The organism is Streptomyces sp. NPDC006365 (assembly GCF_042870755.1).
Lineage (GTDB): Bacteria > Actinomycetota > Actinomycetes > Streptomycetales > Streptomycetaceae > Streptomyces > Streptomyces xiangluensis.
The window spans coordinates 203,964-229,083 of the sequence record NZ_JBIAHS010000016.1; the positions used below are offsets into that span (position 1 = coordinate 203,964).

Annotated in this window: 22 protein-coding genes; 12 read left to right on the forward strand and 10 right to left on the reverse strand. The window is 70.3% G+C overall.

The genetic code is table 11. From position 1 onward, the window contains the following. Positions 1-116 precede the first annotated feature (116 nt). The 5 genes from cseC to ACFYO0_RS34230 form a co-directional block, all read right to left on the reverse strand. Positions 117-1,427 carry a two-component system sensor histidine kinase CseC gene (gene cseC, locus ACFYO0_RS34210; protein WP_388683933.1) on the reverse strand — a complete coding sequence of 437 codons (1,311 nt, stop codon included), beginning with the start codon at positions 1,425-1,427 and terminating at the stop codon, positions 117-119. 70 nt (positions 1,428-1,497) lie between these two features. After that, positions 1,498-2,214, reverse strand: a complete 717-nt coding sequence (gene cseB / locus ACFYO0_RS34215; RefSeq protein WP_388683935.1) for a two-component system response regulator CseB — start codon at positions 2,212-2,214, stop codon at positions 1,498-1,500. Positions 2,215-2,291: 77 nt separating this feature from the next. Further along, on the reverse strand, positions 2,292-2,951 hold the full coding sequence (locus tag ACFYO0_RS34220) for a hypothetical protein (RefSeq protein WP_388683938.1): 660 nt from the start codon (positions 2,949-2,951) through the stop codon (positions 2,292-2,294). After that, a complete protein-coding gene (locus ACFYO0_RS34225) occupies positions 2,939-3,490 on the reverse strand; it encodes a SigE family RNA polymerase sigma factor (protein ID WP_386347600.1) in 552 nt (183 codons plus the stop codon). The genes ACFYO0_RS34220 and ACFYO0_RS34225 overlap by 13 nt, the downstream gene beginning before the upstream one ends. A 333-nt stretch (positions 3,491-3,823) precedes the next feature. Next, a complete protein-coding gene (locus ACFYO0_RS34230; protein WP_388683939.1) occupies positions 3,824-4,729 on the reverse strand; it encodes an A/G-specific adenine glycosylase in 906 nt (301 codons plus the stop codon). Between the two features lie 422 nt (positions 4,730-5,151). On the opposite strand from ACFYO0_RS34230, the gene ACFYO0_RS34235 reads away from it, so the two are divergent. Beyond that, the gene (locus ACFYO0_RS34235; RefSeq protein WP_388683941.1) at positions 5,152-5,994 is read left to right on the forward strand and encodes a hypothetical protein; all 843 of its coding nucleotides are present in this window, start codon (positions 5,152-5,154) and stop codon (positions 5,992-5,994) included. A 54-nt stretch (positions 5,995-6,048) separates the two neighbouring features. Here ACFYO0_RS34235 and disA read toward each other — a convergent pair whose 3' ends face one another. Together disA and radA are read right to left on the reverse strand one after the other, a co-directional pair. Beyond that, positions 6,049-7,173: a DNA integrity scanning diadenylate cyclase DisA gene (disA, locus tag ACFYO0_RS34240; RefSeq protein WP_386347610.1), complete on the reverse strand. Its 1,125-nt coding sequence runs from the start codon at positions 7,171-7,173 to the stop codon at positions 6,049-6,051. 81 nt (positions 7,174-7,254) lie between these two features. Beyond that, on the reverse strand, positions 7,255-8,664 hold the full coding sequence (gene radA / locus ACFYO0_RS34245; RefSeq protein WP_386347612.1) for a DNA repair protein RadA: 1,410 nt from the start codon (positions 8,662-8,664) through the stop codon (positions 7,255-7,257). A gap of 245 nt (positions 8,665-8,909) precedes the next feature. Here radA and ACFYO0_RS34250 point away from each other — a divergent pair, with 245 nt between their 5' ends. Next, positions 8,910-10,661 carry a hypothetical protein gene (locus ACFYO0_RS34250; protein WP_388683944.1) on the forward strand — a complete coding sequence of 584 codons (1,752 nt, stop codon included), beginning with the start codon at positions 8,910-8,912 and terminating at the stop codon, positions 10,659-10,661. 4 nt (positions 10,662-10,665) lie between these two features. Here the strand turns inward: ACFYO0_RS34250 and ACFYO0_RS34255 are convergent, their stop codons facing one another. Continuing rightward, a complete protein-coding gene (locus tag ACFYO0_RS34255) occupies positions 10,666-11,595 on the reverse strand; it encodes a hypothetical protein (protein ID WP_388683946.1) in 930 nt (309 codons plus the stop codon). A 71-nt stretch (positions 11,596-11,666) separates the two neighbouring features. On the opposite strand from ACFYO0_RS34255, the gene ACFYO0_RS34260 reads away from it, so the two are divergent. The 4 genes from ACFYO0_RS34260 (at position 11,667) to ilvD (ending at position 16,274) form a co-directional block, all read left to right on the forward strand. Continuing rightward, positions 11,667-12,599, forward strand: coding sequence for a Ppx/GppA family phosphatase (locus tag ACFYO0_RS34260; protein WP_388683948.1), 933 nt, complete (start codon positions 11,667-11,669; stop codon positions 12,597-12,599). Between the two features lie 227 nt (positions 12,600-12,826). After that, the gene (locus ACFYO0_RS34265; RefSeq protein WP_388683949.1) at positions 12,827-13,651 is read left to right on the forward strand and encodes a sugar phosphate isomerase/epimerase family protein; all 825 of its coding nucleotides are present in this window, start codon (positions 12,827-12,829) and stop codon (positions 13,649-13,651) included. Further along, positions 13,648-14,262, forward strand: a complete 615-nt coding sequence (locus ACFYO0_RS34270) for a TetR family transcriptional regulator (RefSeq protein ID WP_388683951.1) — start codon at positions 13,648-13,650, stop codon at positions 14,260-14,262. The genes ACFYO0_RS34265 and ACFYO0_RS34270 overlap by 4 nt, the downstream gene beginning before the upstream one ends. A 158-nt stretch (positions 14,263-14,420) precedes the next feature. Then, entirely contained in the window at positions 14,421-16,274 is a 1,854-nt protein-coding gene (ilvD, locus tag ACFYO0_RS34275) for a dihydroxy-acid dehydratase (RefSeq protein ID WP_388683954.1), read from the forward strand. A 72-nt stretch (positions 16,275-16,346) separates the two neighbouring features. On the opposite strand, the gene ACFYO0_RS34280 is transcribed toward ilvD, so the two are convergent. Further along, positions 16,347-18,608: a PQQ-binding-like beta-propeller repeat protein gene (locus ACFYO0_RS34280; protein WP_388683956.1), complete on the reverse strand. Its 2,262-nt coding sequence runs from the start codon at positions 18,606-18,608 to the stop codon at positions 16,347-16,349. Positions 18,609-18,790: 182 nt separating this feature from the next. Here ACFYO0_RS34280 and ACFYO0_RS34285 point away from each other — a divergent pair, with 182 nt between their 5' ends. The 6 genes from ACFYO0_RS34285 to proC all read left to right on the forward strand — a co-directional run bounded on the left by ACFYO0_RS34285 (position 18,791) and on the right by proC (position 23,420). Then, positions 18,791-19,105 (forward strand): SH3 domain-containing protein, encoded by a 315-nt coding sequence (locus ACFYO0_RS34285; protein ID WP_388683958.1) that lies wholly within the window; start codon positions 18,791-18,793, stop codon positions 19,103-19,105. A gap of 43 nt (positions 19,106-19,148) precedes the next feature. Continuing rightward, positions 19,149-19,715 (forward strand): EamA/RhaT family transporter, encoded by a 567-nt coding sequence (locus ACFYO0_RS34290; RefSeq protein ID WP_388683960.1) that lies wholly within the window; start codon positions 19,149-19,151, stop codon positions 19,713-19,715. Positions 19,716-19,831: 116 nt separating this feature from the next. Then, a complete protein-coding gene (locus ACFYO0_RS34295) occupies positions 19,832-20,641 on the forward strand; it encodes a class I SAM-dependent methyltransferase (RefSeq protein WP_388683962.1) in 810 nt (269 codons plus the stop codon). A 226-nt stretch (positions 20,642-20,867) separates the two neighbouring features. Then, on the forward strand, positions 20,868-21,701 hold the full coding sequence (locus tag ACFYO0_RS34300; protein WP_388683964.1) for an ABC transporter ATP-binding protein: 834 nt from the start codon (positions 20,868-20,870) through the stop codon (positions 21,699-21,701). After that, positions 21,698-22,489, forward strand: a complete 792-nt coding sequence (locus tag ACFYO0_RS34305; RefSeq protein WP_388683967.1) for an ABC transporter permease — start codon at positions 21,698-21,700, stop codon at positions 22,487-22,489. The genes ACFYO0_RS34300 and ACFYO0_RS34305 overlap by 4 nt, the downstream gene beginning before the upstream one ends. Positions 22,490-22,607: 118 nt before the next feature. Further along, positions 22,608-23,420, forward strand: a complete 813-nt coding sequence (proC, locus tag ACFYO0_RS34310; protein ID WP_388683968.1) for a pyrroline-5-carboxylate reductase — start codon at positions 22,608-22,610, stop codon at positions 23,418-23,420. A 118-nt stretch (positions 23,421-23,538) separates the two neighbouring features. Here the strand turns inward: proC and trpS are convergent, their stop codons facing one another. Then, positions 23,539-24,537 (reverse strand): tryptophan--tRNA ligase, encoded by a 999-nt coding sequence (trpS, locus tag ACFYO0_RS34315; RefSeq protein ID WP_388683970.1) that lies wholly within the window; start codon positions 24,535-24,537, stop codon positions 23,539-23,541. Positions 24,538-25,120 lie beyond the last annotated feature (583 nt).

Here is a 25,120-nt window from a genome sequence, read left to right on the forward strand (position 1 = left end):
GATCCCCTGTACCGGGGTGGGGGTGCCACGTCATGCACTGGGTATGGCACAGCCCCGCGCCCCGCGCCCCTTACGGCGCGCGATACCGCACCGGACTTCGCCGATGTCGCCCAGCCCTACTCCGGCAGCATCGGATAGCTCCCCGTATTCGTCGGCGCGTGCTCCGGCAGCCACAGCACCGCCACCGCACCTTCCGCGGGCACGTCCTCCCGAACACCCACGGGGCGTACGTTGCGGAAGGTGAGCCGCGCGCCGAGTACGCGCGCCTGGCCTGCCGCGATGGTCAGGCCAAGGCCGTGGCCGTGCCCCGCACGGTCCTTGCTCCCGGTCCGAAAGCGGCTCGGCCCGTCGGCGAGCAGCTCCTCGGGGAAGCCGGGGCCGTGGTCGCGTACGCGGATGACCCGGCCCTCCACCGTGACCTCGATGGGCGGCCTGCCGTGCTTGGCCGCGTTGACCAGCAGGTTGATGAGGACCCGCTCCAGGCGGCGCGGATCGGTGGTGACCCGCGACTCGTGCACCACCAGCACCTTGATGCCCGCGTCCCGCGCCGCCACCCGCCGGCTCACGAACTCGCCCAGCATGATGTCCTGCAACTCGGCCCGCTCGGACGCGCTGTCCAGCCGCGCCACCTCCAGGACGTCCTCGACGAGCGTACGCATCGCCTGCGCCCGGTCCCGTACGAGTTCCGTCGGCCGCCCGGGCGGCAGCAGCTCGGCCGCCGTGAGCAGCCCGGTCACCGGCGTACGCAGCTCGTGAGCGATATCGGCGGTCACCCGGCGCTCGGCTTCGAGGCGCTGGCTGAGCGCGTCCGCCATCGCGTCCACGGCCCGCGCGAGGTCATCCGTCTCGTCGCGTACGACTCCGCCGATGGCGTCCCGAACCCGTACATCCGTCTCGCCCCGCGCGACCTGCCGTGCCGCCGTGGCCGCCTTGCGCAGTCGCCCGGAGAGCTGGCCGCCGATGAGCACGCCGAGCGCGCAGCCGCCGAAGACGACCGCGATCGAACCGATGAGCAGCGCCTCGTCGAGGTCGTCCAGCACGGCGGCGCTGCGGTAGGTGAACCCGGTGTGCAGCGACAGGATCCGGCCGTCCTTGAGCGGCACGGCGGCCCAGATGTCGGGCACCCCGCTGGTGCCGTCCGCCACGTACGTCGCCCGTCGGCCTGCCGTGGCCTTCGCCAGCAGGTCCTTCGGCAGGTCCGGATCGTCGATCTTGATACCGGGGAAGTTGGCCCGCCCGGACGTCTCGTAGTTCCGCTGAGCGATCTGCACGCGCTCGTCCGCCAGATCGCGCGCGTTGGAGAGCATCGAGTACCGGGCGGCGTTGTGCACGACCACGCTCAAGGTGAGGGCCACCAGCGCCCCGACCGCGGTGATGGCCGCACTGAGCTTCCATCTGAGGCCGGTGCGCAGACCCGTACGCTGCATCGGCTGGATGAACCTCCGGCGGCGTTCCGGATTCCGGCTCGGACTCTTGCTCGTCCCCCGCATGATCCGGTCAGGCCTTCAACTTGTAGCCGAAACCGCGGACCGTCTCGATCCGGTCCTGGCCGATCTTCGTACGCAGCCGCTGCACATGGACGTCGACGACGCGGGTGTCGCCGCCCCAGCCGTAGTCCCACACCCGCTCAAGCAGCTTGTCGCGCGACAGGACCGTACCCGGCGCGGACGAGAACTCCAGGAGCAGCCGCATCTCGGTGGGCGTCAGCGCCACCGGCGTACCGCCCCTGCGGACCTCCATGCCCTCCGTGTCGATCTCCAGATCGCCGTCACCGAACGACAGCACACCGCCGTCCACGGACGAGGAACGCTCGGCCTCGGCGGCGGCCCGCTGCCCGCTCGCATGCCCGAAGCGCCGCAGCACCGCGCGGATCCGGGCGACCAGGACGGCCCCGTCGAAGGGCTTCGTCACGTAGTCGTCGGCGCCCGCCTCCAGGCCCAGGACGACATCGATGGAGTCGGCACGGGCCGACAGCATGATCACCGGGACAGTGGACTCGTCACGGATTCTGCGGCACAGGGAGACGCCGTCCAGACCCGGCACCATCACATCGAGGAGCGCGATGTCGGGCTGGTCCGCACGGAACGCCTCCAGGCCGGCCAGCCCGTCGGGCGCGGCGGTGACCACGAAGCCGTCCCGCTCCAGCGCGAGCTGGGTGGCCTCGCGGATGACGTCGTCGTCCTCGACGAACAGGACGTGGGTCTGCTCTGCCATCCGGTGCTCTCAGTTCTCCGTCTGTCAGTTGCCGGGTCATGGTCAGTTGTCGGCCAGGGCAGTGCTGTCAGTCAAGGTCAGTTCTCGGCCGGGGTGGGTGTCTCGCCGCCCACCTTGCTGAAGTCGTGGCGCGTGCGGGCCTGCTCCGTGAAGCGGTCCCCGATCCAGCGGTACGTGATCACTTCCTCGCCGGACGGAAGCGCCACCGAGTCGCCCCGTTCGTACACCTGCTGGGTGACCACCAGGTCGCCCCGATCGATCTCCGCGTAGACCGGAGGCTTCTCGGCCTGAAAGACATTCTTGTACTCGCCGCTCTGCCCGCGATACACGTACGAGCCGACTCCGACCGCATCGTCGCAGGTCAGCACGTTGACCACGATGTCGTTCGCGGACCCGCCCGTCAGCTTGCCGTACGACACGTCGACCGGATACTCGTCGGCGACACACGGCTGCAGATCGTGCTTGATCGCTGCGCTGACCTTCGGGTCGGCCTTGAGGAGCTGGACCGCGTCCACGCTCGGCTCGGCCGTGGAGGGCGAGGCGGAGGGCGCGACGGCGCCCACCGACACCGAGTCCGAACGGGCCGGGCCCTCGTCGCGGGCGCCGGTGCCGCCACTCGCGCAGGCGGATACCAAAAGGCCGAGGGCGGCGAGCACGGCCACTGCCGTGATCGCCGCCTTCGTGACCCTACGGGCCCGTGGGGGCTCCGTGTCCGGGCCTGTGTCTAGGCCGCGCAACGCTCCTGCTCCTTACCCGCCTTGCCCGCTTCGAGCGCTCGCCCCTCATAGCCGCGGCTCTCCAGCTCCTCACGGAGCCGGGCCAGGGCCCGGTGCAGCGTGCTCTTGACCGTTCCGGCCGACATGCCGAGGGCGGCGGCCGTCTCTTCCGTGGACATCTGCTCCCAGTGTCGCAGCACCACGACACTGCGCTGCTTCGGAGCCAGCACCTTCAGGATGTCCATCAACAGCGCGCGGTCCGCGTGCTGTTCGGTCGAGTCGTCCACGCTCGCGTCCGGCAGCTGCTCGGTGGGGACCTCCTCCAGCTTGCGGGCCCGCCACCACTCCGTACGCGTGTTGATCATGACGCGGCGCAGGTAGGCGTCCGCGAGACGCTTGTCGGAGATGCCGTCCCAGCGACCGTACGTCCGTACCAGCGCCGTCTGCAGCAGGTCCTGGGCGTCGATCGGGTCCGGCACCAGACGGCGGGCACTGCGCAGCAGCGCGTCCTGCCTGGTGCGTACGTACTCTTCGAACTCGAGCACCTCGCCGTGCGCCATGTCCAACCGCCTCCGATCCCCGTTACCGACCCGCCTGCTGCCGGCTGTTCTCCGCTCCGTGTTCCGCTGGTCCGCGGTACGTCAATGAAGCTACGGAGGACTTGTCACGGGGTTGTCCGAGCGAGCCTGCGGCGAGCGCTCGGCTGTCCGTCGGTTGTGTAACGGAAGTAGGGCGGGAGTAAAGACGCGCGGGGGATGGGGCGGGATTGGGGGGATTTGTTTAGGGCAGCGGTGCCGGTGGTCTGTCAGTGGGCTGTGATGTGTTTGTGGAGTCTGTGCGTCGTCTGAGAGGGAGGGGCGGTACGCGTCAGTGAGGGGTTGGGGAGATACGCGTCAGGTGAGGGGGAGTCGGTACAGGCCGCCCGGGAGGGGTTCGACCAAGCCGTCCGCGACCAGGCCGTCCAGGGCGCGGGCGCGCTGCACCGGCTCGTCCCAGACACGGTCGAGCGCCGGCTGCGGGACCGGTCCGACCGCCTCGCGCAGCACCGCGAGGAGTCGGCCGCGCACCTGACGGTCCGTTCCCGCGTACGTCTGGCCGCGACGCGGCGGGCCCTCGTGCGCGGGCTTTCCGGCCAGGCGCCAGGCGCACTGGGCGGTGATCGGGCACCGTACGCAGCTCTCGTTCTTCGCCGTGCAGATCAGCGCGCCGAGTTCCATGGAAGCGGCGGCCCAGCGCGAGGCCGTGTGCTCGTCCTCGGGCAACAGGGCACGGGCGAGCTTGCGTTCGGCGGCGGTGGTGGCGTTCGGGGGGTACTGCACGCCGGTCACGGCGCGGGCGAACACGCGGCGCACGTTCGTGTCGAGGACGGCGTGGCGCTGCCCGTACGCGAACGAAGCCACGGCGGCGGCCGTGTACTCGCCGATGCCGGGCAGCGCGAGCAGCTTCGCGTGATCCGTGGGTACGTCCCCGCCGTGGCGCTCCACTATGGCTGCGGCGGCTCCGTGCAGCCGTAGCGCGCGCCGTGGGTAACCGAGCCGTCCCCAGGCGCGGACGGCCTCGCCCGGGGACTCCTCGGCGAGGTCGGCGGGCCGGGGCCAGCGGCTGAGCCACTGCTCGTACACCGGCAGCACGCGGTTCACCGGCGTCTGCTGCAGCATGAACTCGCTGACCATGACGCCCCAGGGGCCGGCTTCGGGGCGGCGCCAGGGGAGGTCGCGGGCGTTTTCTTCGAACCAGTGGATTACGGGGGTGTGGAGGGTTTCGGGGGTGCTGGGGGTGGGCTTTGTGGGCGCAGTCATGACGGCACCGATCCTGCCACGTGCCTCCGGCGGTTGGGCGGAATGGGGTCGTGGCGGTTTGGGTTCATTGTCGGGTGCGGGTTTCCTGAGGACAGAACCTACGCGACGGGCATCCGACGCACCGGCCCACGTCCCCTCCCGTCGTTGGGAGGGTGCGGGTAGCTGGGGCGCGGGCCTGCTCCGAGCGCGGGGAGTCGCCGGCTTGTGCTTTTCAGGGCGGGGCTGTGACACAGGCGGCTCCGCCGCGGGGCGTGACCAGCCACGGTGGACCCGCAGTCGCCCAAGAACCCCCTGCCCCACCCCCGTAGGCGCCCCGCCCAACCGCCGGAGGTACATGTTCTGGGATGATGATCCGGAAAAGTTGGGGCTCACGGCGGCGGGTGGGGACAGCGAACCCGCCGATCTCTCGTAAGGTTTGCGCCGTGGGATCTCTGCGCAATCCTGTCGGGCCGCTTCCCTCCTCCATCTACTGGCGTCGGAGGGCCGTTCTGGTGTCCTTGGTCGCGCTGTTGGCGTTGCTGATCACCTGGATCGTCACCTCTGGCGGCGGGGGCGGCAACAACGGCGCGGACGGGTCCAACGGCAAGAACCCCGCGCCCTCCATCACGCCCGGCCCCACCAGTTCAGGACCCGCGATCAGCGAAGCCCCGGGTGGACGCGACGAGTCGGGCGAAGAGAGTGGGGGCAGCGGCGGCAGTGGGGGGAGCGGAGGAAGCGACGGGTCCGGCGACTCCGGCGGTGGCTCCGCGGGCTCCGGCGGGGTGGACGGTTCCTCCGGTGGTGCGGGCGGTGCCGGTGGTGGCTCGGCCGGCGTGGGGGGTGGCGGCGTCTCCGGGGATACGGTTCCCGCTGGGTCCGGCCTCCCCAACTGCACTCCCGGAGCCGTCAAGTTGACGCTGCGCAGCGTCCAGAACACCTACTCGCCCGATGAGCAGCCCGAGCTGGAGCTGGTCGTCGCGAACTCCTCCGCCACCGACTGCAAGCTCGATCTCGGCCCGAAGGAAGCGGTGCTGACGATCACTCAGGCAGGCGGTGACGACGAGATGTGGTCCTCGGCAGACTGCCCGACGGGCGCCGGCAGCGTCCTGTACCGCATTCCGGCGAAGGAAAGCGTCACCCGCACCCTTGAGTGGGACCGCAAGGCGAGTGCCCCGCAGTGCGGCACGCCTCCGGCGGATACGGCGAGCGCCGGCACGTACTTGGTGGAGGCGACGGCTCCGGGCCTGACCACGGCCCGCACGTCGTTCGTCCTGGCGAAGGACTGAGGGTTCGTACGTTCCTGCAGGGCGCCGTCAGGGACGTACGAAACCCCAGGTTCCTCAGACGTAACGTTCCAGAATCGACGACTCCGCCAACCGCGACAGCCCCTCCCGAACACTCCGCGCCCGCGCCTCTCCGACACCGTCCACCGTCTGGAGGTCATCCACGCTCGCGGCGAGCAGCTTCTGGAGGCCACCGAAGTGCTCGACCAGGCGGTCGATGATCGCGCCGGGCAGGCGTGGCACCTTGGCGAGGAGACGGAAGCCGCGCGGTGACACCGCGGAGTCGAGGGTCTCGGGGGCGCCGGTGTAGCCCAACGCCCTTGCCACCGTGGGCAGTTCGAGCAGCTCGGCGTGGGTGAGCGCGTCGAGTTCGGCGAGGGCCTCGTCGACCGTGCGGGAGCGCTTGGCGGTCGGCTCCGGTACGTAGTCCCGTACGACGAGTTCACGCTCGGGCTCGACGCCCGCGATCAACTCGTCGAGCTGGAGGGCGAGAAGGCGGCCGTCCGTGCCCAGCTCCACCACGTACTCGGCGATCTCCGTGGCGATCCGGCGCACCATCTCCAGACGCTGGGCCACGGCCGAGACGTCCCGGACGGTGACCAGGTCCTCGATTTCGAGGGCGGACAGCGTGCCGGCGACTTCGTCGAGGCGGAGCTTGTAGCGCTCCAGCGTCGCCAGGGCCTGGTTGGCGCGGGAGAGGATGGCCGCCGAGTCCTCCAGGACGCGGCGCTGTCCGTCCACGTACAGCGCGATCAGGCGCATGGACTGGGAGACGGAGACGACGGGGAAGCCGACCTGCTTGGAGACCCGGTCGGCCGTGCGGTGCCGGGTGCCCGTCTCCTCGGTGGGGATGGTGGGGTCGGGCACCAGCTGCACGCCTGCCCGAAGGATCTTGGTGATGTCCTTGTCGACGATGATGCCGCCGTCGAGCTTGCACAGCTCTCGCAGCCGGGTCGCTGTGAACTCGACGTCCAGGACGAAGCCGCCCGTGCACATCGACTCGACCGTCTTGTCCCAGCCGAGCACGATGAGCCCGCCGGTGTTGCCGCGGAGAATCCGCTCCAGGCCGTCGCGGAGACCCGTGCCAGGTGCCACGGCGCTCAGTGAGGCGCGCATCAGCCCATCGGCACCGGAGCTCCCACCGGACTTTCCGGGAGCTGCCGCCCGGTCATTGGCTGCCACTGCACTCCTCCGGTCGCAGGATCTGGGGCGCTCCCGTTTCGCATACTTCGTTCGTACGGACGGGCGAGACCTGGGCAAAGTCTACCGGCGCTCCTCCTCGTCCCGTGGGGCCTCTCGACGACGCGACCTCGGGAGCACCTGCAGCGCGTCCCCGATATCGGCCACTTCCAGGACCTTCATGCCGGGAGGGATCTTGCCGGGATCGCCCGGTACGAGCGCGTGCGTGAAGCCCAGACGATGGGCTTCGGCGAGTCTGCGCTGGACGCCCGTGACCCGTCTGACCTCGCCGGCGAGTCCCACTTCGCCGATCGCAACGAGATTCTTGGGGAGCGGGGTGTCGCTCGCGGCGGAGGCCAGGGCGAGGGCGATCGCCAGGTCCGCGGCCGGCTCGGAAAGCTTCACGCCGCCGACGGTCGCCGAGTAGATGTCCCGCTTCCCGAGGGCGCTGATCCGGCCGCGCTGCTCCAGGACTGCGAGCATCATCGAGACACGGGAGGTCTCCAGGCCCGAGGTCGTACGCCTGGGGGAGGGGATCTGCGAGTCGACCGTGAGCGCCTGGACCTCGGCGACCAGTGGGCGGCGGCCTTCGAGGGTGACGGTCAGGCAGGTGCCGGGAACGGGCTCGGCGCGGCGGGTGAGGAACAGGCCGCTGGGGTCGGCGAGTCCGGTGATGCCCTCGTCGTGCAGTTCGAAGCAGCCGACCTCGTCCGTCGTGCCGTACCGGTTCTTGACGCCTCGTACGAGCCTCAGGCGTGCGTGCCGGTCGCCCTCGAAGCTCAGGACGACGTCCACGAGGTGCTCCAGGAGGCGGGGGCCCGCGATGGCGCCGTCCTTGGTGACATGGCCCACAAGGAGTGTGGACATGCCGCGCTCCTTGGAGGCGCGGATCAGGGCTCCGGCCACCTCACGGACCTGGGCCATGCCTCCGGGGGCGCCGTCGATCTCCGGAGAGGCCACGGTCTGCACGGAGTCGAGGATCAGCAGGGACGGCTTCACCGCGTCCAAGTGACCGAGCACGGCAGCCAGATCGGTCTCCGCGGCGAGATACAGGTGGTCGTCGATCGCCTTGATGCGGTCGGCGCGGAGGCGGACCTGGCTCGCGGACTCCTCGCCGGTGATGTAGAGCGTGCGATGTTCGTCACTTGCCGACTTGGCCGCCACGTCCAGCAGCAGCGTGGACTTGCCGACGCCCGGCTCGCCCGCGACGAGCACGACCGCGCCCGGCACCAGGCCGCCACCGAGCACCCGGTCCAGCTCGGGTACGCCGGTGGGGCGGGCGGTCGCCGTGCGGCCGTCGACCTGGCCGATGGGCACCGCGGACGTCGTGACCCGGCCGGGGGCCGTCGTACGGACCGCGGGCGCGCCGTACTCCTCGACCGTCCCCCAGGCCTGGCACTCGGGGCAGCGGCCGAGCCACTTGGCCGTCTGCCAGCCGCATTCGGTGCAGCGGTAGGACGGCCGGTCCTTCGCGGTCTTCGTACGGGCAGCCATGGACGAAACCGTAACCGCCGCCACTGACAACGCCGTCCCCGCCCACGAACCCACCGACGACCACGTGCTTCCGGCCTCGCTGCCGAGATCGGGGCACCCTTCGCAAAACGGCCGCAACCTATCCGGAACGCTCCGCTGAATTATGCGTTCCTGTCCCCTTATGGAGGATCGTTTCACCCGTATGGATTAAAAGCGCTCATGCAGGGAGAAGCGGCCGCCGCCCGGCGCCTACGGTCCCTCGGGTGATGAGCCGCAGTCCGGAAACCACCACGCACACCACCGGCGCACCCCTGGCCTACCGTGCCGCACTCGACCGGGCGGCGGTCCGTACGTCGGCGCTGTGCCCGCCCACGCGCTACGAGCCGTATCTGGACGGCCTGTTCACGTACTGCCTGTCCGTGCTCTGCGACCACGACGCCGCGGTCGCCGCCCTGGGGGACGCCCTCGCGCTCGCCGAGCGCCGCGGCCCGCGCGGTGTGCAGGCCGCTGACGAGCGCAGGGCCTGGCTGTACGCCCTCGCCCGCTGGGCGTGCCTGCGCAAGCTCGCCGACACCACGGACACGGACCGGCAGGGCAAAAGGCAGTCCAGCCGGCAGGCCAAACAGGCCAAGGGGGCCAAGCCCGTCGGGCAGAGACGTGGCGGCACGCGCGCGTCGGACGCCGAAGAAGACCGTCGCCGTAGTGAACTCGCTTTGCTCGCCTGGCCGGAGGCCGCCGGGACCACGCCCGAGCAGCGCGAAGCGCTCGAACTCGCCGTACGGCACCAGCTCGCCGTCCGCGAAGTCGCCGCCGTCCTCGGCATGGAGTTGCTCGCCGCCCGCGAACTCCTCGGTGCCGCCGCCTGCGAGGTGGAGCGGACCCGCGCCGCCCTCGCCGTCGTCGAGACCGGCGCCTGCCCGGGCGTCGCCCGGCTCACCGGGGACCGGCTGGTCCTCAGCACGCCCCTGCGCCGCGAACTGGTCCGGCACGTCGACGACTGCCCGCGCTGCCGCCGTACCGCCGAGCGCGCGATCCCCGGCTCCTGGCCCGGCACGAGCGTCACGCCCGCCGCGCTCCCCGTACTCGAAGCCCCGCGCGCGGCCCTCCACATGGCGATGGCGCATGCCCCACGCGCGCGGGGCGGCGCTCCGCGCTTCGACCGGCGCGGCTTCCCGATGGACCCCAAGCACCACGCTGCCCGCCGTAACCGCCTCCGCGCGCGTGCCGTCACGACGACGGTCGTCGTCACCGTAGTGGCGGCTCCCGTACTCGCCCTGGGGGCGGCCTACCGCGGCGCCCCCCTCACCGGCGAGGGCACGCCAGGTCGCCCCATCACCGCGAACGAGGCGCACGGCCCGGACGCACTCGGCGGCGAATACGCCGACGACGCAGCCGACTACGAGAACGCCGGCAGCGCCGACCCGAAGCCGGAGCCGCAGCTCAGCGAGGGAATGGGCAAGGGATTCGGCGAGGGAAAACGTTCGCCCGAAGTCGCCGTCCAGGTCACCGGCGTGGCCTCCGGCCATCAGAAAAAGGGTCTCTCCGTAGAGGCCGATTCCAGCGGCGACACCACGTTGATCACTCTCAGGGCATCGGGTGGTTCACCGGTCCACTGGTCCGCGCGCACCGGCGCCTCCTGGCTCTACCTGAGCCAGTCGTCGGGAACGCTGCGGCCCGGCGAGTCGTTGACGATCAAGGTGTACGTCGACCATCTCCGCGAGCCGAACGGCCCCTGGAGCGCGCGGGTGTCGATCGCACCCGCGGGCGCGATGGTCTCGATCGACGGCTACGGGACGGCGGGCCCATCACACCCGGGCCCTGCCCCGGACCCGACGCCGAGCGCTCCCACACCCTCGGCTCCCGGCCCCACACCCAGCGACCCGACCCCCTCGGCCCCCGAGCCCACGCCCACCAGCCCGGCCCCGTCCGAGCCGGACCCGACACCGACCCCTGCGGAACCCGCGGGCCCACCCGCGCCGGCGAGTGACGCCGGCACCCCGAGCCCTCAGGGAACCTGACAGCTCAATCCACCGGATCGGCAGGATGCGCTGCCACCAGCGGCAGCCGGGACGCCAGCCGTTCCTCGCACAGCTCCACCAGCCGGTCGTACGCGGCCTTGCCCATCATCTCGATGAGCTCGGGCCGGTACGTGACGTACACCGGTTCGCCCGAGCCGTGCGCGGACGTCGCCGACGTGCACCACCAGTGCAGGTCGTGGCCGCCCGGACCCCAGCCGCGGCGGTCGTACTCGCCGATCGAGATCTGGAGTACGCGGGTGTCGTCGGGCCGGTCGATCCAGTCGTACGTCCGTCGCACAGGCAGCTGCCAGCAGACGTCCGGCTTGGTCTCCAGGGGCTCGCGGCCCTCCTTCAGCGCCAGGATGTGCAGCGAGCAGCCCGCGCCGCCGTCGAAACCGGGGCGGTTCTGGAAGATGCACGAGCCCTGGTAGGGGCGGGTCTGCCGGGAGCCCTCGTCGTCCGTCGAGACCCAGCCGGTCTCCATGCCGACGTCGTGGTTCTGCCAGATCTCCGGCGTGAGTCTCGCCACATGCCCGGCGACGCGCTTCTCGTCGTCCTCGTCCGAGAAATGGGCGCCGAGCGTGCAGCACCCGTCATCCGCGCGACCCGCCTGGATGCCCTGGCAGCCGCTGCCGAAGATGCAGTTCCAGCGAGAGGTCAGCCAGGTCAGATCGCAGCGGAAGACCTGCTCGTCGTCGGCCGGATCCGGGAACTCCACCCACGCACGCGCGAAGTCGAGCCCCTTCTCGTCCGGCTCGGACGCAGGGACAGCGGCCTTCTTCGGAAAGTTCTTGGATGAGTGCTGGAGGGACTGCTGGAGGGACTTCTTCGGGGATTTCTTGGTCTTGCCGGTCGCCTTCGCCTGCGAAGAACCCTTGGCCGATGTGTCTGAGCCTGCCGATTTGTCGTTCTTCGCCTTTTTCGTCTTTGGCACGCGTCCAGGGTAAGTCGCCGGGAACCACTCCGGGGACCAGCAGGGGGCCGGCTCGCAGTAGCGTTCCGTCCATGAGACTCGGTGTCCTCGACGTGGGTTCGAACACGGTGCACCTCCTGGTGGTGGATGCACACCCTGGCGCGCGCCCGTTGCCCGCGCATTCGCACAAGGCGGAGCTGCGGCTCGCACAACTGCACGACGAGAGCGGGTCGATCGGCCCCGAGGGCGTCGACAAACTGATCTCCGTCGTCCGGGAGGCACTCGACGCTGCCGAGGACAAGGGCGTCGAGGACCTGCTGACGTTCGCGACCTCCGCCGTGCGCGAGGCGACCAACGCCGACGACGTACTGGAGCGGGTGCGCACCGAGACGGGCGTCGAACTCCAGGTCCTCACCGGCGAGGAAGAGGCCCGGCTCACCTTCCTCGCCGCCCGCCGCTGGTTCGGCTGGTCGGCCGGAAAGCTGCTGGTCATCGACATCGGCGGCGGCTCCCTGGAGATCGCGTACGGCATGGACGAGGAACCCGACGCGGCGGTGTCACTGCCGCTCGGCGCGGGCCGCCTGACGGCCGCCTGGCTGCCCGGCGACCCACCGGACCCCGCGGACGTCAAGGCGCTGCGTAGGCATGTACGCGCCCAGATCGCCCGCACGGTCGGAGAGTTCAGCCGCTTCGGCTCCCCCGACCACGTGGTCGCCACCTCCAAGACCTTCCGCCAGCTGGCCCGCATAGCAGGAGCCGCCCGCTCGGCAGAAGGCCTCTACGTACAACGCGAACTGAAACGCAGATCCCTGGAGGACTGGGTCCCCCAGCTGGCCACCATGACCACAGACCAACGAGCAGAACTCCCCGGAGTCTCCGAGGGCAGAGCAGGCCAACTCCTGGCAGGCGCGTTGGTGGCAGAGGGCGCGATGGACCTGTTCGGCGTGGAGACCCTGGAAATATGCCCCTGGGCACTGAGGGAGGGAGTGATCCTCCGGAGCCTGGATCAGATGGCGACCACGTAAGCGCCCCGAAGGGGCGCGGGGCTGTATCGACGTGCGGCTCCGCCGCGATGGGCCCCCGCCCTGAGCGAAGCCGAGAGTGGGGGAGCGACAAGCCGCGACGAACCCGCACTCGCCCGCGGCGAAAACCCAGCGGCGATTAGGCGAACCGTACGACAACCGACGTCACCCTTCGGCCAAGGCGAGCCGCCCCCGCACAACCGCCCGAGGCAACCCGTACTCTGTCCTTCGTGGCAGAACCAGTGGTCCGCATCCCGGATGCGAAGGTCGCGCTGTCGACGGCCTCTGTCTATCCGGAGTCGACGGCGACGGCCTTCGAGATCGCCGCGCGCCTCGGGTACGACGGGGTCGAGGTCATGGTGTGGACCGATCCGGTCAGCCAGGACATCGAGGCGCTGCGCAGGCTCAGCGACTATCACCAGATCCCGATCCTGGCCGTTCACGCCCCCTGCCTGCTCATCACCCAGCGCGTCTGGTCCACCGATCCCTGGGTGAAGCTCCAGCGCGCCAGGTCCGCCGCCGAGAAGCTCGGCGCCTCCACGGTCGTCGTACACCCGCCGTTCCGCTGGCAGCGCCAGTACGCCCGCGACTTCGTCACCGGGATCTGGCGGATGGCCAACGAAACGGACGTACGGTTCGCCGTCGAAAACATGTACCCCTGGCGCTACCGCGACCGCGAGATGCTCGCGTACGCCCCCGACTGGGACGTGACGAAGGACGACTACCGCCACTTCACGATCGACCTGAGCCATGCCTCCACGGCCCGCGCCGACGCCATGCAGTTGCTCGACCGCATGGGCGACCGGCTCGGCCACGTCCACCTCGCCGACGGCCGGGGCTCGGCGAAGGACGAGCACCTCGTCCCGGGGCGCGGCAACCAGCCCTGCGGCGAGCTTCTGGAGCGGCTCGCCCGGAGCGGCTTCGACGGCCATGTCGTCATCGAGGTCAACACCCGCCGGGCCATGTCCAGCGCCGAACGCGAGGCCGACCTCGCCGAGGCCCTGGCCTTCAGCCGACTCCACCTCGCCTCGGCGCTGCGGGTCGCCGGCTCATGACCGACACGGCCCCCCGACGCCGCGGACGCCCTTCCCGTACGCAGTCGGCGGACGCCCCCGCGACACGTGACCGCATCCTGGCGGCGGCCCGCGAGGAGTTCTCCCAGCGCGGCTACGACAAGACGTCCGTACGCGGCATCGCCAAGGCGGCGGGCGTGGACCCGGCACTCGTGCACCACTACTTCGGCACCAAGGAGCAGGTCTTCGAGGCGGCCGTCGAGGTCGCCTTCTCGCCCGCCCTCAAGGTGCGCGACGTGGTCCTCGAAGGCCCCCTCGACGAGGTCGGCGAGCGCATGACCCGCCTTATCTTCGGCCTCTGGGAGAACCCCGTGACCCGGATGCCGCTCCTCGCGATCGTCCGGTCGGCGGTGAACAACGAGACCGCGGCCGCCGTCTTCCGCCGCCTGGTCGCCGCACAGCTGATGCGCCGCATCGCCGGTCGGCTCGACGCCCCGGACGCGGAACTGCGCACCGAACTCGCGGCCGCCCAGCTCGTGGGAGTGGCGATGATGAGGTACGTGATCAAGATCGAGCCGCTGGCGTCGGCGGACCCGGAGCTGGTCATCGCGCGGCTCGCCCCGGTGGTCCAGGGGCATCTGACGGGGCCCTGACGCGGCCTCCGGCACGGCCATCGACCGGGACAGAAAACTTCTGCTCGCCCCGGCCGCCAACCGAGACACACATCCCGTATTCCGGACGTCCCGTCGGGAAACCGGAGCACCGGCGTAGGCTCGAAACCTGTCAGAACTCTCCGAAGGAGCGAGCGACGATGCCCGATCTGAGGTCCCGCACAGTCACCCACGGCCGCAACATGGCGGGCGCCCGCGCCCTAATGCGCGCCTCCGGTGTACCGGGCGCGGACATCGGCCGGAAGCCGATCATCGCGGTCGCCAACTCCTTCACCGAGTTCGTGCCCGGCCACACCCACCTGGCGCCGGTCGGCCGGATCGTCAGCGAGGCGGTCACGGCGGCCGGAGGCATCCCGCGTGAGTTCAACACGATCGCCGTCGACGACGGCATCGCGATGGGCCATGGCGGCATGCTGTACTCCCTGCCCTCCCGCGACCTGATCGCGGACAGTGTCGAGTACATGGTGGAAGCCCACTGCGCCGACGCCCTGATCTGCATCTCCAACTGCGACAAGATCACTCCGGGCATGCTCATGGCGGCGCTGCGCCTGAACATCCCGACGGTCTTCGTCTCCGGCGGCCCCATGGAGTCCGGCCGCGCGACGCTGGTCGACGGCACGGTCCGCACGCTCGACCTCATCGACGCGATCTCCGACGCGGTCAACGACAAGGTCTCGGACGAGGACATCCTCCGCATTGAGGAGAACGCCTGTCCGACCTGCGGTTCCTGCTCCGGCATGTTCACCGCCAACTCCATGAACTGCCTGACCGAGGCCATCGGCCTGTCCCTCCCCGGCAACGGCTCGGTCCTGGCCACACACACGGCCCGCAAGGAGCTGTACGAGCGGGCCGGCGCCACCGTCGTCGAGCTGACCAAGCGCTACTACGACGAGGACGATGCCTCCGTTCTCCCGCGCGCCATCGCCACCCACGCGGCCTTCGAGAACGCCATGGCCCTCGACATCGCCATGGGCGGCTCCACCAACACGATCCTGCACCTGCTGGCCGCCGCCCAGGAGGCCGAGGCCGGCTACGACCTGAACGACATCGACGCCGTCTCCCGCCGCGTCCCCTGCCTGGCGAAGGTCGCGCCCAACGTCGCGGCGACACGGACGTACTACATGGAGGACGTGCACCGCGCCGGCGGCATCCCCGCGATCCTCGGCGAGCTCTACCGCGGCGGCCTGCTGAACGAGGACGTCCACACCGTCCACAGCCCCTCCATCAAGGAGTGGCTGGACGCCTGGGACATCCGCAGCGGCTCGGCGTCCGAGGAAGCCATGGAGCTGTGGCACGCGGCTCCCGGCTGCAAGCGCTCCGCCGAGGCCTTCTCCCAGTCCGAGCGCTGGGAGGAACTCGACACGGACGCGGCGAACGGCTGCATCCGCGACGTCGCCCACGCGTACTCGAAGGACGGCGGCCTGGCCGTCCTCAAGGGCAACCTCGCCGTGGACGGCTGTGTCGTGAAGACGGCCGGCGTCGACGAGTCGATCTGGACCTTCGAGGGCCCGGCGGTGGTCTGCGAGTCGCAGGAGGAGGCCGTCGAGAAGATCCTCGCCAAGCAGGTGCGCGAAGGGGACGTGGTGGTCATCCGCTACGAGGGCCCCAAGGGCGGGCCCGGCATGCAGGAGATGCTCTACCCCACCTCCTTCCTCAAGGGCCGCGGCCTCGGCAAGGCCTGCGCCCTGGTGACGGACGGCCGCTTCTCCGGCGGCACCTCGGGCCTGTCGATCGGCCACGCCTCCCCGGAGGCGGCGTCCGGCGGCACGATCGCCCTGGTCCAGGACGGCGACCGCATTCGCATCGACATCCCGAACCGCTCGATCGACCTGCTGGTCTCCGAAGAGGAGCTGGTCACCCGCCGTACGGCCCTGAACGGGACGTACGCCCCGAAGAACCGCGACCGAAAGGTCTCGGCGGCCCTGAAGGCGTACGCGGCGATGGCGACGAGTGCGGACAAGGGTGCCGTGCGGGACGTGTCCCTGCTCGGCTGAAGCCCGGGCGAGCGGCATTTGAATCTTGGATAAGGACCGCCTCCTGTTCGTCGGGGGCGGTCCTTCCGCTTGCTACCGGGCCGCGTGCGACCAGACCGATGGATCACGTCCGTCGACGGCGAACACGGAACCGTCGGGCGCGCCGGCGTACACATGACCGCCTGCGATCACGGGCTCCGGGAGGGAGGCCGCGACCCGGTCGGAGCGCGTGCCGAGCCGTGGGGACGTCTGGCCGATGAGCTTTCCGCTGCGGGCGTCGACGGCGAGGAGCCGCCCGTCCGGGGCGCTGACGTACACATGCCGGTCGTCGGCGACCGGATCCGAGCTGCGGGAGACGCCCGTTTCGAGCCGCCACAGCTGCCGGCGGGCGTCCATGTCGACGGCGGCCAGCGATCCGCCCGTACCGCTGAGGTGGACGACATTTCCGTGCACAGTGCCGTGAGCCTGCTGGAGCGGGACGGGCAGGGCCACCCGCCGCGTCGTCCCGCTGTCCGGCGTGTAGCGGACCACGGCCTTCGTCTCGCCGTACGCGGCATCGGTGGAGGCGAAGAAGACGGATCCGTCCGCCGTGCCGAGGAGCTCCAGCAGCCCCTTCAGCCGCGCGTCCCACCGCACCTCGCCCGTCCGCGGATCCACCGCCGTGATGTGCGTGCTCGCCCCGTCGTCGGACGTGCTCGTCGCGTAGGCGAGGGGGTCCCCGGCGAACGTGGTGAAGTACGGCGCGGCCTGGCCCGGAATCGGCCGGCCCCACTTCCTGTCGCCCGAGGCGCCGTCCACCCCGGTGACCGTCCCGTCGGCGCCCGTGAGCAGCAGCATGCCCCCGGCGCTCGCCGTGCTGTCGTGCGCGGGCAGGCTCCGCTGCCAGCGGACCTTGCCCGAAGCGGGGTCGAGCGCCGCTGTGCGGCGCCCCTGGTCGAGTGAGGGCTGCACGAGTCCGGCCGACAGGAACGGCGGCCTGCTCGGGATCGTGTCGGCGATGGGATGCTGCCACAGCCGGCGTCCGTCGGCCGGATCGAGAGCGAAGACCTGTCCGGTCTGCGCACACAGCAACTTCCCTGCTCCGTACGAGCATTGGGGGGTGCCTTGGGTTCCTTGGGTGCTCTGGCCGCCGTCGATGGAGACCGGCTTCGCCTCCCACGCGCTGAACCGGGCCGGTGCGCTCTGCGCGGCGTTGCTCTCCGGCGCCGGCGCCGGCGCCGGCGCCGGACCTCCGTCGTCGAGCAGGGTTACGGAGGCCAGCACGCCGAGCGCGGCCAGCCCGAGCGTTCCGGCGCCAAGGGCGGCCCGCCTGATCAGGCGCTTTCCGGGCTGCCGCCGTCCGGCCACTTGGGCCGTTGCTTGCGCGCCCTCTCGTTCCGCCGCATCTGGTTCCGCTTCCGCGGCGAACTCTTCAGCCCGTCCCGTCTCTTCAGGCTTTCCCGTACGTTCCGTACGAGGCTTCGGTCTCGGTGTCGGCCCGTCATCCACCGACCGCTGCCCCGGTATGAACGCCTGCGTGTCATAGGAGGCCGCCACCGACCGCAGTTCCCGCATCAACTCGTCGGGGGTCGGCCGGTCCTCGGGCTCCTTCGCCAGACAGCGCAGCACGAGCGGCGCGAGCTGTTCCGGTACATCGGTCAGATCCGGCTCGTCGTGCACGACCTGGTAGGCGACGATGTACGGACTGTCGGAGTCGAACGGCCCGCGCCCGGTCGCCGCGTGCACCATCACCGACCCGAGCGCGAAGACATCGGCGGCGGGCCCGACCTCGCGAGGCCGCCGGAACTGCTCCGGCGCCATGAAGGGCGGCGTACCGATCAACTTGCCGGTCTCGGTACGCAGTTCGCTGTCCTTCGGCCGGGAGATGCCGAAGTCGATGACCTTCGGCCCGTCCTCGGCGAGCAGCACATTGCTCGGCTTGAGATCCCTGTGCACCACCCCGACACGGTGAATGTCACGCAGCGCCTCCGCGAGCCCGGCCATCACACGGCGCAACTGCGCCGGAGACATGGACCCGTTCCGCTTCACCTCGTCGGACAGGGTCGGGCCTGGGATGAACAGCGTGGCCATCCAGGGCCGTTCGGCCTCGGGGTCGGCGTCGACGACCGGCGCGGTGAAGGCACCGCTGACCCGGCGCGCCGCGGCCACCTCCTGCCGAAAACGCCCCCGGAACTCGCGGTCCTTCGCGTACTGGGCATGCACCACCTTCACGGCGACCCGCATCCCGGAGGTGCTCCGGGCCAGATGTACGACCCCCATGCCACCCGAACCCAGGCAGGACTCGAGGCGGTAGTGACCGGCGTACTCGGGAAGTTCCGCTTCCGCGCCCGCTCCCGCGTCCTGCTGTGGCGCCATGGGAAACACCCCCGTGCTGATCGTCCGCGCGCGCGACGCACGGAGCCTAGTCGATGACTCTTACGAGGCTGAGGCGGCTTGCGGGTCCCAGAGTGCGAGTTGTGCACATGTGTTTCATGGTGTGATTTAGGGGAATCAACGGGACCCCATGACAGACATGGGGCTCAACGGGGGAGGTTTGCATGTCAGTTGACCGTGCCGAAGAGGTGGCGGGCAGAGACCAGACGGACGACATCACCACCACGGCCGTGCGCTATTACTCGGTCGCGCCCGGCTACCGGGTCAACGTCCGCAGCGGCCCCGGCACCAGCTACCGCATCGTCCGGGTCCTGGCGGAGGGGGCGCGCGTCCCCATCCACTGCCAGACGCCGGGCACGCGGGTCACGGGCCCGTACGGCACTTCGAACATCTGGGACAACATCTCGAGCGGCGAGTACATCTCGGATGCGTACGTGAACACCGGCAGCGACGGCTACGTAGCGCCGCGCTGCTCCTAGACCCGGCGGAGCCCGCGGCAGCTTCGGAGCCATAATCAAACGCGTGAGCACAGAGAATGGCACCCCGGACACCACGGCTGCGGGCTCCAAGGGTTCCCCCGGCCCCACGGCTGCGGGCTCCAAGGGTTCCCCCGGCCCCACGGCTGCCACCGGCCCCCGGCCCGAACCCATCCGCTTCTTCGGCACGACCTGGCTGAACCACGACCACGGCTACGCCGCCCGCCGCATCGCCGCAGCCGCCGGTTCGCTGGCCGCGGCTGCCGCTGCCTGCCTCGTCCTCCGCCTCACCTACGAGGGCCTGCGGATCGCCGAGACCGGAGGCTTCGTCACGCTCCTCATGGTCGTGATGTTCACCATCTGCAGCGCTCTGGCCTTCCGCCACACCTGGGACGGCTTCACCCGCCGCCCCGACCCCGAACGCCAGGCCTCCCTCCGCGGCCTGCTGGCCGTCGGCTTCGTCGGCTCCCTCCTCGCCTACTTCTTCCGCTGCCTCATCGAGGCCCCCGGCGAAAAACTCCACCGCGAGGAATACGAGACGGCCCGCACACAACACGAGAAACGCACCACCCGCCGCACGGGCAACCCATCGAAGAAACGCCGCCGCTCCTAGCGGCCTGCGCAGGACCGCTGCCCAGCCACCGCACGCCATCCCTCACCGAAGACTCACCGCCATGTCTCACTGAAAACCCACTGTCACCTCCACCTGCCCCCGGCCACCATGGCCATATGGCCACGACGCCCCCGCCACAGCCCGCCGCTCTCCACGCCAGCCGAGCCCACTCCTTCAACGCCGCCGCGGCCCAGTACGCCGCCAACCGCCCCTCCTACCCGCCCGCCCTCTTCGACACGATCGAAGACCTGGCCGGCCACTCCCTCACCGGCTCCCGCGTCGCGGACATCGGCGCCGGCACGGGCATAGCGACAGCACTGCTCCACGCCCGCGGCGCAGACGTCGTCGCCGTGGAGCCCGGCGACGGCATGGCGGCCCAGTTCCGCCGCACCCTCCCCGACGTGCCCCTCCTCCGCGGCGACGGCAACTTCCTCCCCCTGGCCGCTGACTCCACCGACTTCCTCACCTACGCCCAGTCCTGGCACTGGACCGATCCGGCCCGCTCGGTTCCGGAGGCGCTCCGCGTCCTGCGCCCAGGTGGGTCGCTCGCGCTGTGGTGGAACACCAGTGCCCTGAAACTCCCGTGGATCAGCGAGCAGGCCGACCGCATCGAGCGCCACCTCGGCACCGCCCGCGAGGTCGACAAAAACGGCAACGGCCCCGAGGTCGGTGCCGCGCTCGCCGACCCCACCGGCCGCCTCGACTTCACCCGCCGCACGGTGCGCTGGAGCCGCCGCGTCCCCGTCGACACGCACCTCGCGAACATCGGCAGTCACTCGGTCTTCCTCGTCCGCGGCGAAGAACGCACCGCGGCCTTCCTCACCGAGGAGCGCAAGCACCTGCTCGAGGCCTTCCCGGACGGCATCGTCGAGGAGGTCTACGACGTAATCCTGCTGGTGGCCACCAAGCCGACCGCCACCTCCTGATCCCACCCGGCATCCCCGCCTGGAATCCCCTGCACAGCACCCCAGCACCCAAGGCCCGCCGACGATCGCGACCGGCGGTGAGCGGCAGCTGCCGGGCCACCCGCGCTCCGCCTCCCTCACGCCCACGCGGGCCTCATGCCCACGCGCGCCCTCATCCCGACGCGCACCCATGCCGCCGTACACCTCCCCCTTGACGCGTCCTGCCCACGCGAGGATTATTCATCGCATGATGAATTATGCTTCCGGGCATCCCAGCGAGGGAGCACCCCGAACCGACGGCGCACCCGGCTCAGCCGGCGCATCCGCCGTTCGCGCCAAGGGCCTCACCGTCGTCCGAGGCCCCCACACGGTCCTGCGCGGCCTCGACTTCACCGTCCCGCGCGGCCAGGTCACCGGTCTCCTCGGCCCCTCCGGGTGCGGCAAGTCGACCCTGATGCGCGCGATCGTCGGCACCCAGGCCAAGGTCACCGGCACCCTCGACGTCCTCGACCGCCCCGCCGGCCACCCCGCCCTCCGCACCCGCATCGGCTATGTCACCCAAGCCCCCTCCGTCTACGACGACCTGACGATCCGCCAGAACCTCGACTACTTCGCCGCGATCCTGGACCCCGGCCGTGACTCCGCTGAGCGACGTCACGAGAACGTCACCCACGCCATCACCGACGTCGACCTCACCAGCCACGCCGACACCCTGGCCGGCAATCTCTCCGGCGGCCAGCGCAGCCGCGTCTCCCTGGCCGTGGCCCTCCTCGGCACCCCCGAACTCCTGGTCCTCGACGAGCCCACGGTCGGCCTGGACCCCGTACTCCGCCGTGACCTGTGGAACCTCTTCCACTCCATCGCCGCAGAACGCGACGCCACCCTCCTGATCTCCTCCCACGTCATGGACGAGGCCGAGCGCTGCCACCGCCTCCTCCTCATGCGCGAGGGCGAGATCCTCGCCGACGACACCCCGGAGGCCCTGCGCCACCGCACCGGCTCCGAGACGGTCGAGGCGGCCTTCCTACGCCTGGTGGACGAGGCGGTCGCGGCGGGCCGCAAGAAGGAGACGACGCGATGAGCACGACGACGAGTACGTCCACGAGGATGGCGCCCGCCCCGACGAGCGCGCTGAACGTCTCGCGCACCACCGCCACCGCGGCCCGGGTCCTGCGCCAACTCCGCCACGACCCGCGCACCATCGCGCTGATGATCCTCATCCCGTGCGTAATGCTGTTCCTGCTGCGCTACGTCTTCGACGGCAGCCAGCGCACCTTCGACAACATCGGCGCCTCCCTCCTCGGCATCTTCCCGCTGATCACGATGTTCCTGGTGACCTCCATCGCCACCCTCCGCGAACGCACCTCCGGCACCCTGGAACGCCTCCTCGCCATGCCCCTCGGCAAGGCCGACCTCATCGCTGGCTACGCCCTCGCCTTCGGGTCCCTCGCCATCGTCCAGTCCGCCCTCGCCACCGGTCTCGCCGTCTGGGCCCTGGGTCTCGACGTCACGGGCTCGGCCTGGCTCCTCCTGCTCGTGGCTCTCCTCGACGCTCTCCTGGGCACGGCCCTCGGCCTCTTCGTCTCGGCCTTCGCCTCCTCGGAGTTCCAGGCCGTGCAGTTCATGCCGGCGGTGATCTTCCCCCAGCTCCTCCTCTGTGGCCTCTTCACTCCCCGTCCCAACATGCACCCCGTCCTCGAAGGCATCTCCAACGTGCTCCCCATGTCCTACGCCGTCGACGCCATGAACGAAGTCCTCAAGCACACCGACGTCACCGCCGACTTCATCCGCGACGTCCTGATCGTCGCCGCCTGCGCCCTCCTGGTACTCACCCTCGGCGCCGCAACCCTCCGCCGCCGCACGGCCTAGCGCCTCCGCGCCCGGGGTTCGCCAGCCATCCCGCCCAGCGGACACCGCGGCCCACCCCGCGACCCCGGTGCGAGGATGGGTCCTGGACGACGCACCCCCGCCCGGAGGGCAACCGAACATGATCCAGAAAGTCGCAGTGCTCGGCACCGGCAAGATCGGCGAAGCCCTGCTCAGCGGAATGATCCGAGCCGGCTGGTCCCCCGCCGACCTCCTGGTCACCGCACGTCGCCCGGAACGAGCCGAAGAGCTCCGCACGCGCTACGGCGTCACCCCGGTGACCAACCCCGAGGCAGCCAAGACCGCCGACACCCTGATTCTCACGGTCAAGCCCCAGGACATGGGCACCCTCCTCGTCGAACTGGCCCCACACGTCCCCGCCGACCGCCTGGTCATAAGCGGTGCGGCGGGAATCCCCACCTCCTTCTTCGAGGAGCGCCTCGCCCAGGGCACCCCCGTCGTCCGTGTCATGACGAACACCCCCGCCCTCGTCGACGAGGCAATGTCCGTCATCTCCGCCGGCAGCCACGCCACCGCCGAGCACCTCGCCCACGCCGAGGAGATCTTCGGCGCCGTCGGCAAGACGCTCCGCGTCCCCGAGTCCCAGCAGGACGCCTGCACTGCCCTCTCCGGCTCAGGACCGGCGTACTTCTTCTACCTGGTCGAGGCCATGACCGACGCGGGCATCCTCCTCGGCCTGCCGCGCGACAAGGCGCACGACCTCATCGTCCAGTCCGCGATCGGCGCCGCCGTGATGCTCCGCGACAGCGGCGAACACCCCGTCAAGCTCCGCGAGAACGTCACATCCCCCGCGGGCACCACGATCAACGCGATCCGCGAACTGGAGAACCACGGCGTACGAGCCGCCCTCATCGCCGCACTTGAGGCAGCCCGCGACCGCGGCCGCGAACTGGCCTCCGGCAACAACACCTGACGCCGCCCCCGGCGCCGGACCTGGACCCCGCCCGTCCAGACCCCCGGCGCCAAGGGCACAGCGACTCAGCGATCACCGACCCCAGCGGTCACGGATACAACGCCCACGGACTCAGCCCTCACGCCGACGGCAGCAATCCGATCGCCCGATACGCCGCGTCCACTCTCGGCTTCGCCATCTCTCTGGCCTTCTCCGCACCATCCCGCAACACCCCCTCCACGTACTCAGGATCCGCGCACAACTCCCTGTGCCTCTCCTGTACGGGCCTGAGGAGCTCGACCACAGCCTCGGCGGTGTCCTTCTTCAAAGATCCGTACGACTCATATACACCGGCCAGGCCTTCGGGGTTCCCACTCTCACAGGCCGCGAGGATCTCCAGCAGATTCGAGACCCCCGGCCGCCCCTCCCGGTCGTACACGACGTCCCGCCCGCTGTCGGTCACCGCCCGCATGATCTTCTTCCGGATCACATCCGGCTCATCGAGCAGATAGACGATCCCCGGCCCGGCATCCTCGGACTTCCCCATCTTCGACGTCGGCTCCTGCAGGTTCATCACCCGCGTCGCCACCACCGGATGCGTGGCTCGCGGCACCACGAACGTATGCCCGTACCGCTGGTTGAACCGCACCGCCAGATCCCGCGCCAGCTCCACATGCTGCGTCTGGTCGTCCCCGACCGGCACCTCATCCGTCCCGTACGCAAGGATGTCCGCCGCCATCAGCACGGGATACGTCAGCAGCGACAGCCGTATGCTCCCGCCCCGCGTCCGCTCGCGCGCGGCCTTCTCCTTGTACTGGATCATCCGCCGCATCTCCCCGTCCGAAGCGACGCACTCCAGCACATACGACAGCCGCGCGTGCTCATCCACGTGACTCTGCACGAAGACAGTGCACAGCTTGGGATCGAGCCCCGAGGCCAGCAACAGCGTGGCCGCTTGTCGACTGAGCCTGCGCACCCGCCCGGGATCGTGCTCCACGGTCAGCGCGTGCAAGTCGACGACACAGAACAACGCATCGGCGCTGTGCTGATCGGCGTCGGCCCAACGCCGTACGGCTCCCAGGTAGTTCCCGAGCGTCAGATGCCCCGTCGGCTTGACCCCACTGAAGACCCGCGTCATCTCTCCACCTCCTGATCAGGACCGCCGCGGCCCGTCGGCCGAGCCCTCCAGGAGGGAGAAACGAGAACGGCCGCCGAGGCGGCGGCCGTTGAGTACATACGTGAGAACGGCCGCCCTCAGGCGGCCCACCACAGCTGGGTGCACGCATGCGTCGTCATACGCCCGAGGCTACCTCTCCTGAGTGCTCGACGGCGTCAAGTTGACACGCCCCAACCCGCTCCGTACTGTTCTCCGAGTTGTCCGACGTGAGCGCCGACTCCGGTCGGTCCCCGGACAGCCATTTCGCAGTAAGCACCCAACGATCGACGATCCGTCGTCGGCTCGTTTTGATGCGCTTTTGCGAAATGAGGAATCCGCGTTCGAAAGGGCGCGACCCCGATTAGCTCGGGGCCGGAGATTCCGCTAAAGTCTCACTCGTCGGAACGGCCCGAACAGCCGTGAAGACAGCCCACTTTCGACTGGGAATCGGGCCCGAAAGGGTCTGGTAGAGTCGGAAACGCAAGACCGAAGGGAAGCCCGGAGGAAAGCCCGCGAGGGTGAGTACAAAGGAAGCGTCCGTTCCTTGAGAACTCAACAGCGTGCC

What these genes read in the sequence shown, in the direction of transcription:
- cseC (WP_388683933.1), bottom strand. Translation starts at nt 1,427, where the DNA reads ATGCAGCGTACGGGTCTGCGCACCGGCCTCAGATGGAAGCTCAGTGCG.
- cseB (WP_388683935.1), bottom strand. Translation starts at nt 2,214, where the DNA reads ATGGCAGAGCAGACCCACGTCCTGTTCGTCGAGGACGACGACGTCATC.
- ACFYO0_RS34225 (WP_386347600.1), bottom strand. Translation starts at nt 3,490, where the DNA reads ATGGCGCACGGCGAGGTGCTCGAGTTCGAAGAGTACGTACGCACCAGG.
- ACFYO0_RS34230 (WP_388683939.1), bottom strand. Translation starts at nt 4,729, where the DNA reads ATGACTGCGCCCACAAAGCCCACCCCCAGCACCCCCGAAACCCTCCAC.
- radA (WP_386347612.1), bottom strand. Translation starts at nt 8,664, where the DNA reads ATGGCTGCCCGTACGAAGACCGCGAAGGACCGGCCGTCCTACCGCTGC.
- ACFYO0_RS34250 (WP_388683944.1), top strand. Translation starts at nt 8,910, where the DNA reads ATGAGCCGCAGTCCGGAAACCACCACGCACACCACCGGCGCACCCCTG.
- ACFYO0_RS34260 (WP_388683948.1), top strand. Translation starts at nt 11,667, where the DNA reads ATGAGACTCGGTGTCCTCGACGTGGGTTCGAACACGGTGCACCTCCTG.
- ACFYO0_RS34270 (WP_388683951.1), top strand. Translation starts at nt 13,648, where the DNA reads ATGACCGACACGGCCCCCCGACGCCGCGGACGCCCTTCCCGTACGCAG.
- ilvD (WP_388683954.1), top strand. Translation starts at nt 14,421, where the DNA reads ATGCCCGATCTGAGGTCCCGCACAGTCACCCACGGCCGCAACATGGCG.
- ACFYO0_RS34280 (WP_388683956.1), bottom strand. Translation starts at nt 18,608, where the DNA reads ATGGCGCCACAGCAGGACGCGGGAGCGGGCGCGGAAGCGGAACTTCCC.
- ACFYO0_RS34285 (WP_388683958.1), top strand. Translation starts at nt 18,791, where the DNA reads ATGTCAGTTGACCGTGCCGAAGAGGTGGCGGGCAGAGACCAGACGGAC.
- ACFYO0_RS34295 (WP_388683962.1), top strand. Translation starts at nt 19,832, where the DNA reads ATGGCCACGACGCCCCCGCCACAGCCCGCCGCTCTCCACGCCAGCCGA.
- ACFYO0_RS34300 (WP_388683964.1), top strand. Translation starts at nt 20,868, where the DNA reads ATGATGAATTATGCTTCCGGGCATCCCAGCGAGGGAGCACCCCGAACC.
- ACFYO0_RS34305 (WP_388683967.1), top strand. Translation starts at nt 21,698, where the DNA reads ATGAGCACGACGACGAGTACGTCCACGAGGATGGCGCCCGCCCCGACG.
- proC (WP_388683968.1), top strand. Translation starts at nt 22,608, where the DNA reads ATGATCCAGAAAGTCGCAGTGCTCGGCACCGGCAAGATCGGCGAAGCC.
- trpS (WP_388683970.1), bottom strand. Translation starts at nt 24,537, where the DNA reads ATGACGCGGGTCTTCAGTGGGGTCAAGCCGACGGGGCATCTGACGCTC.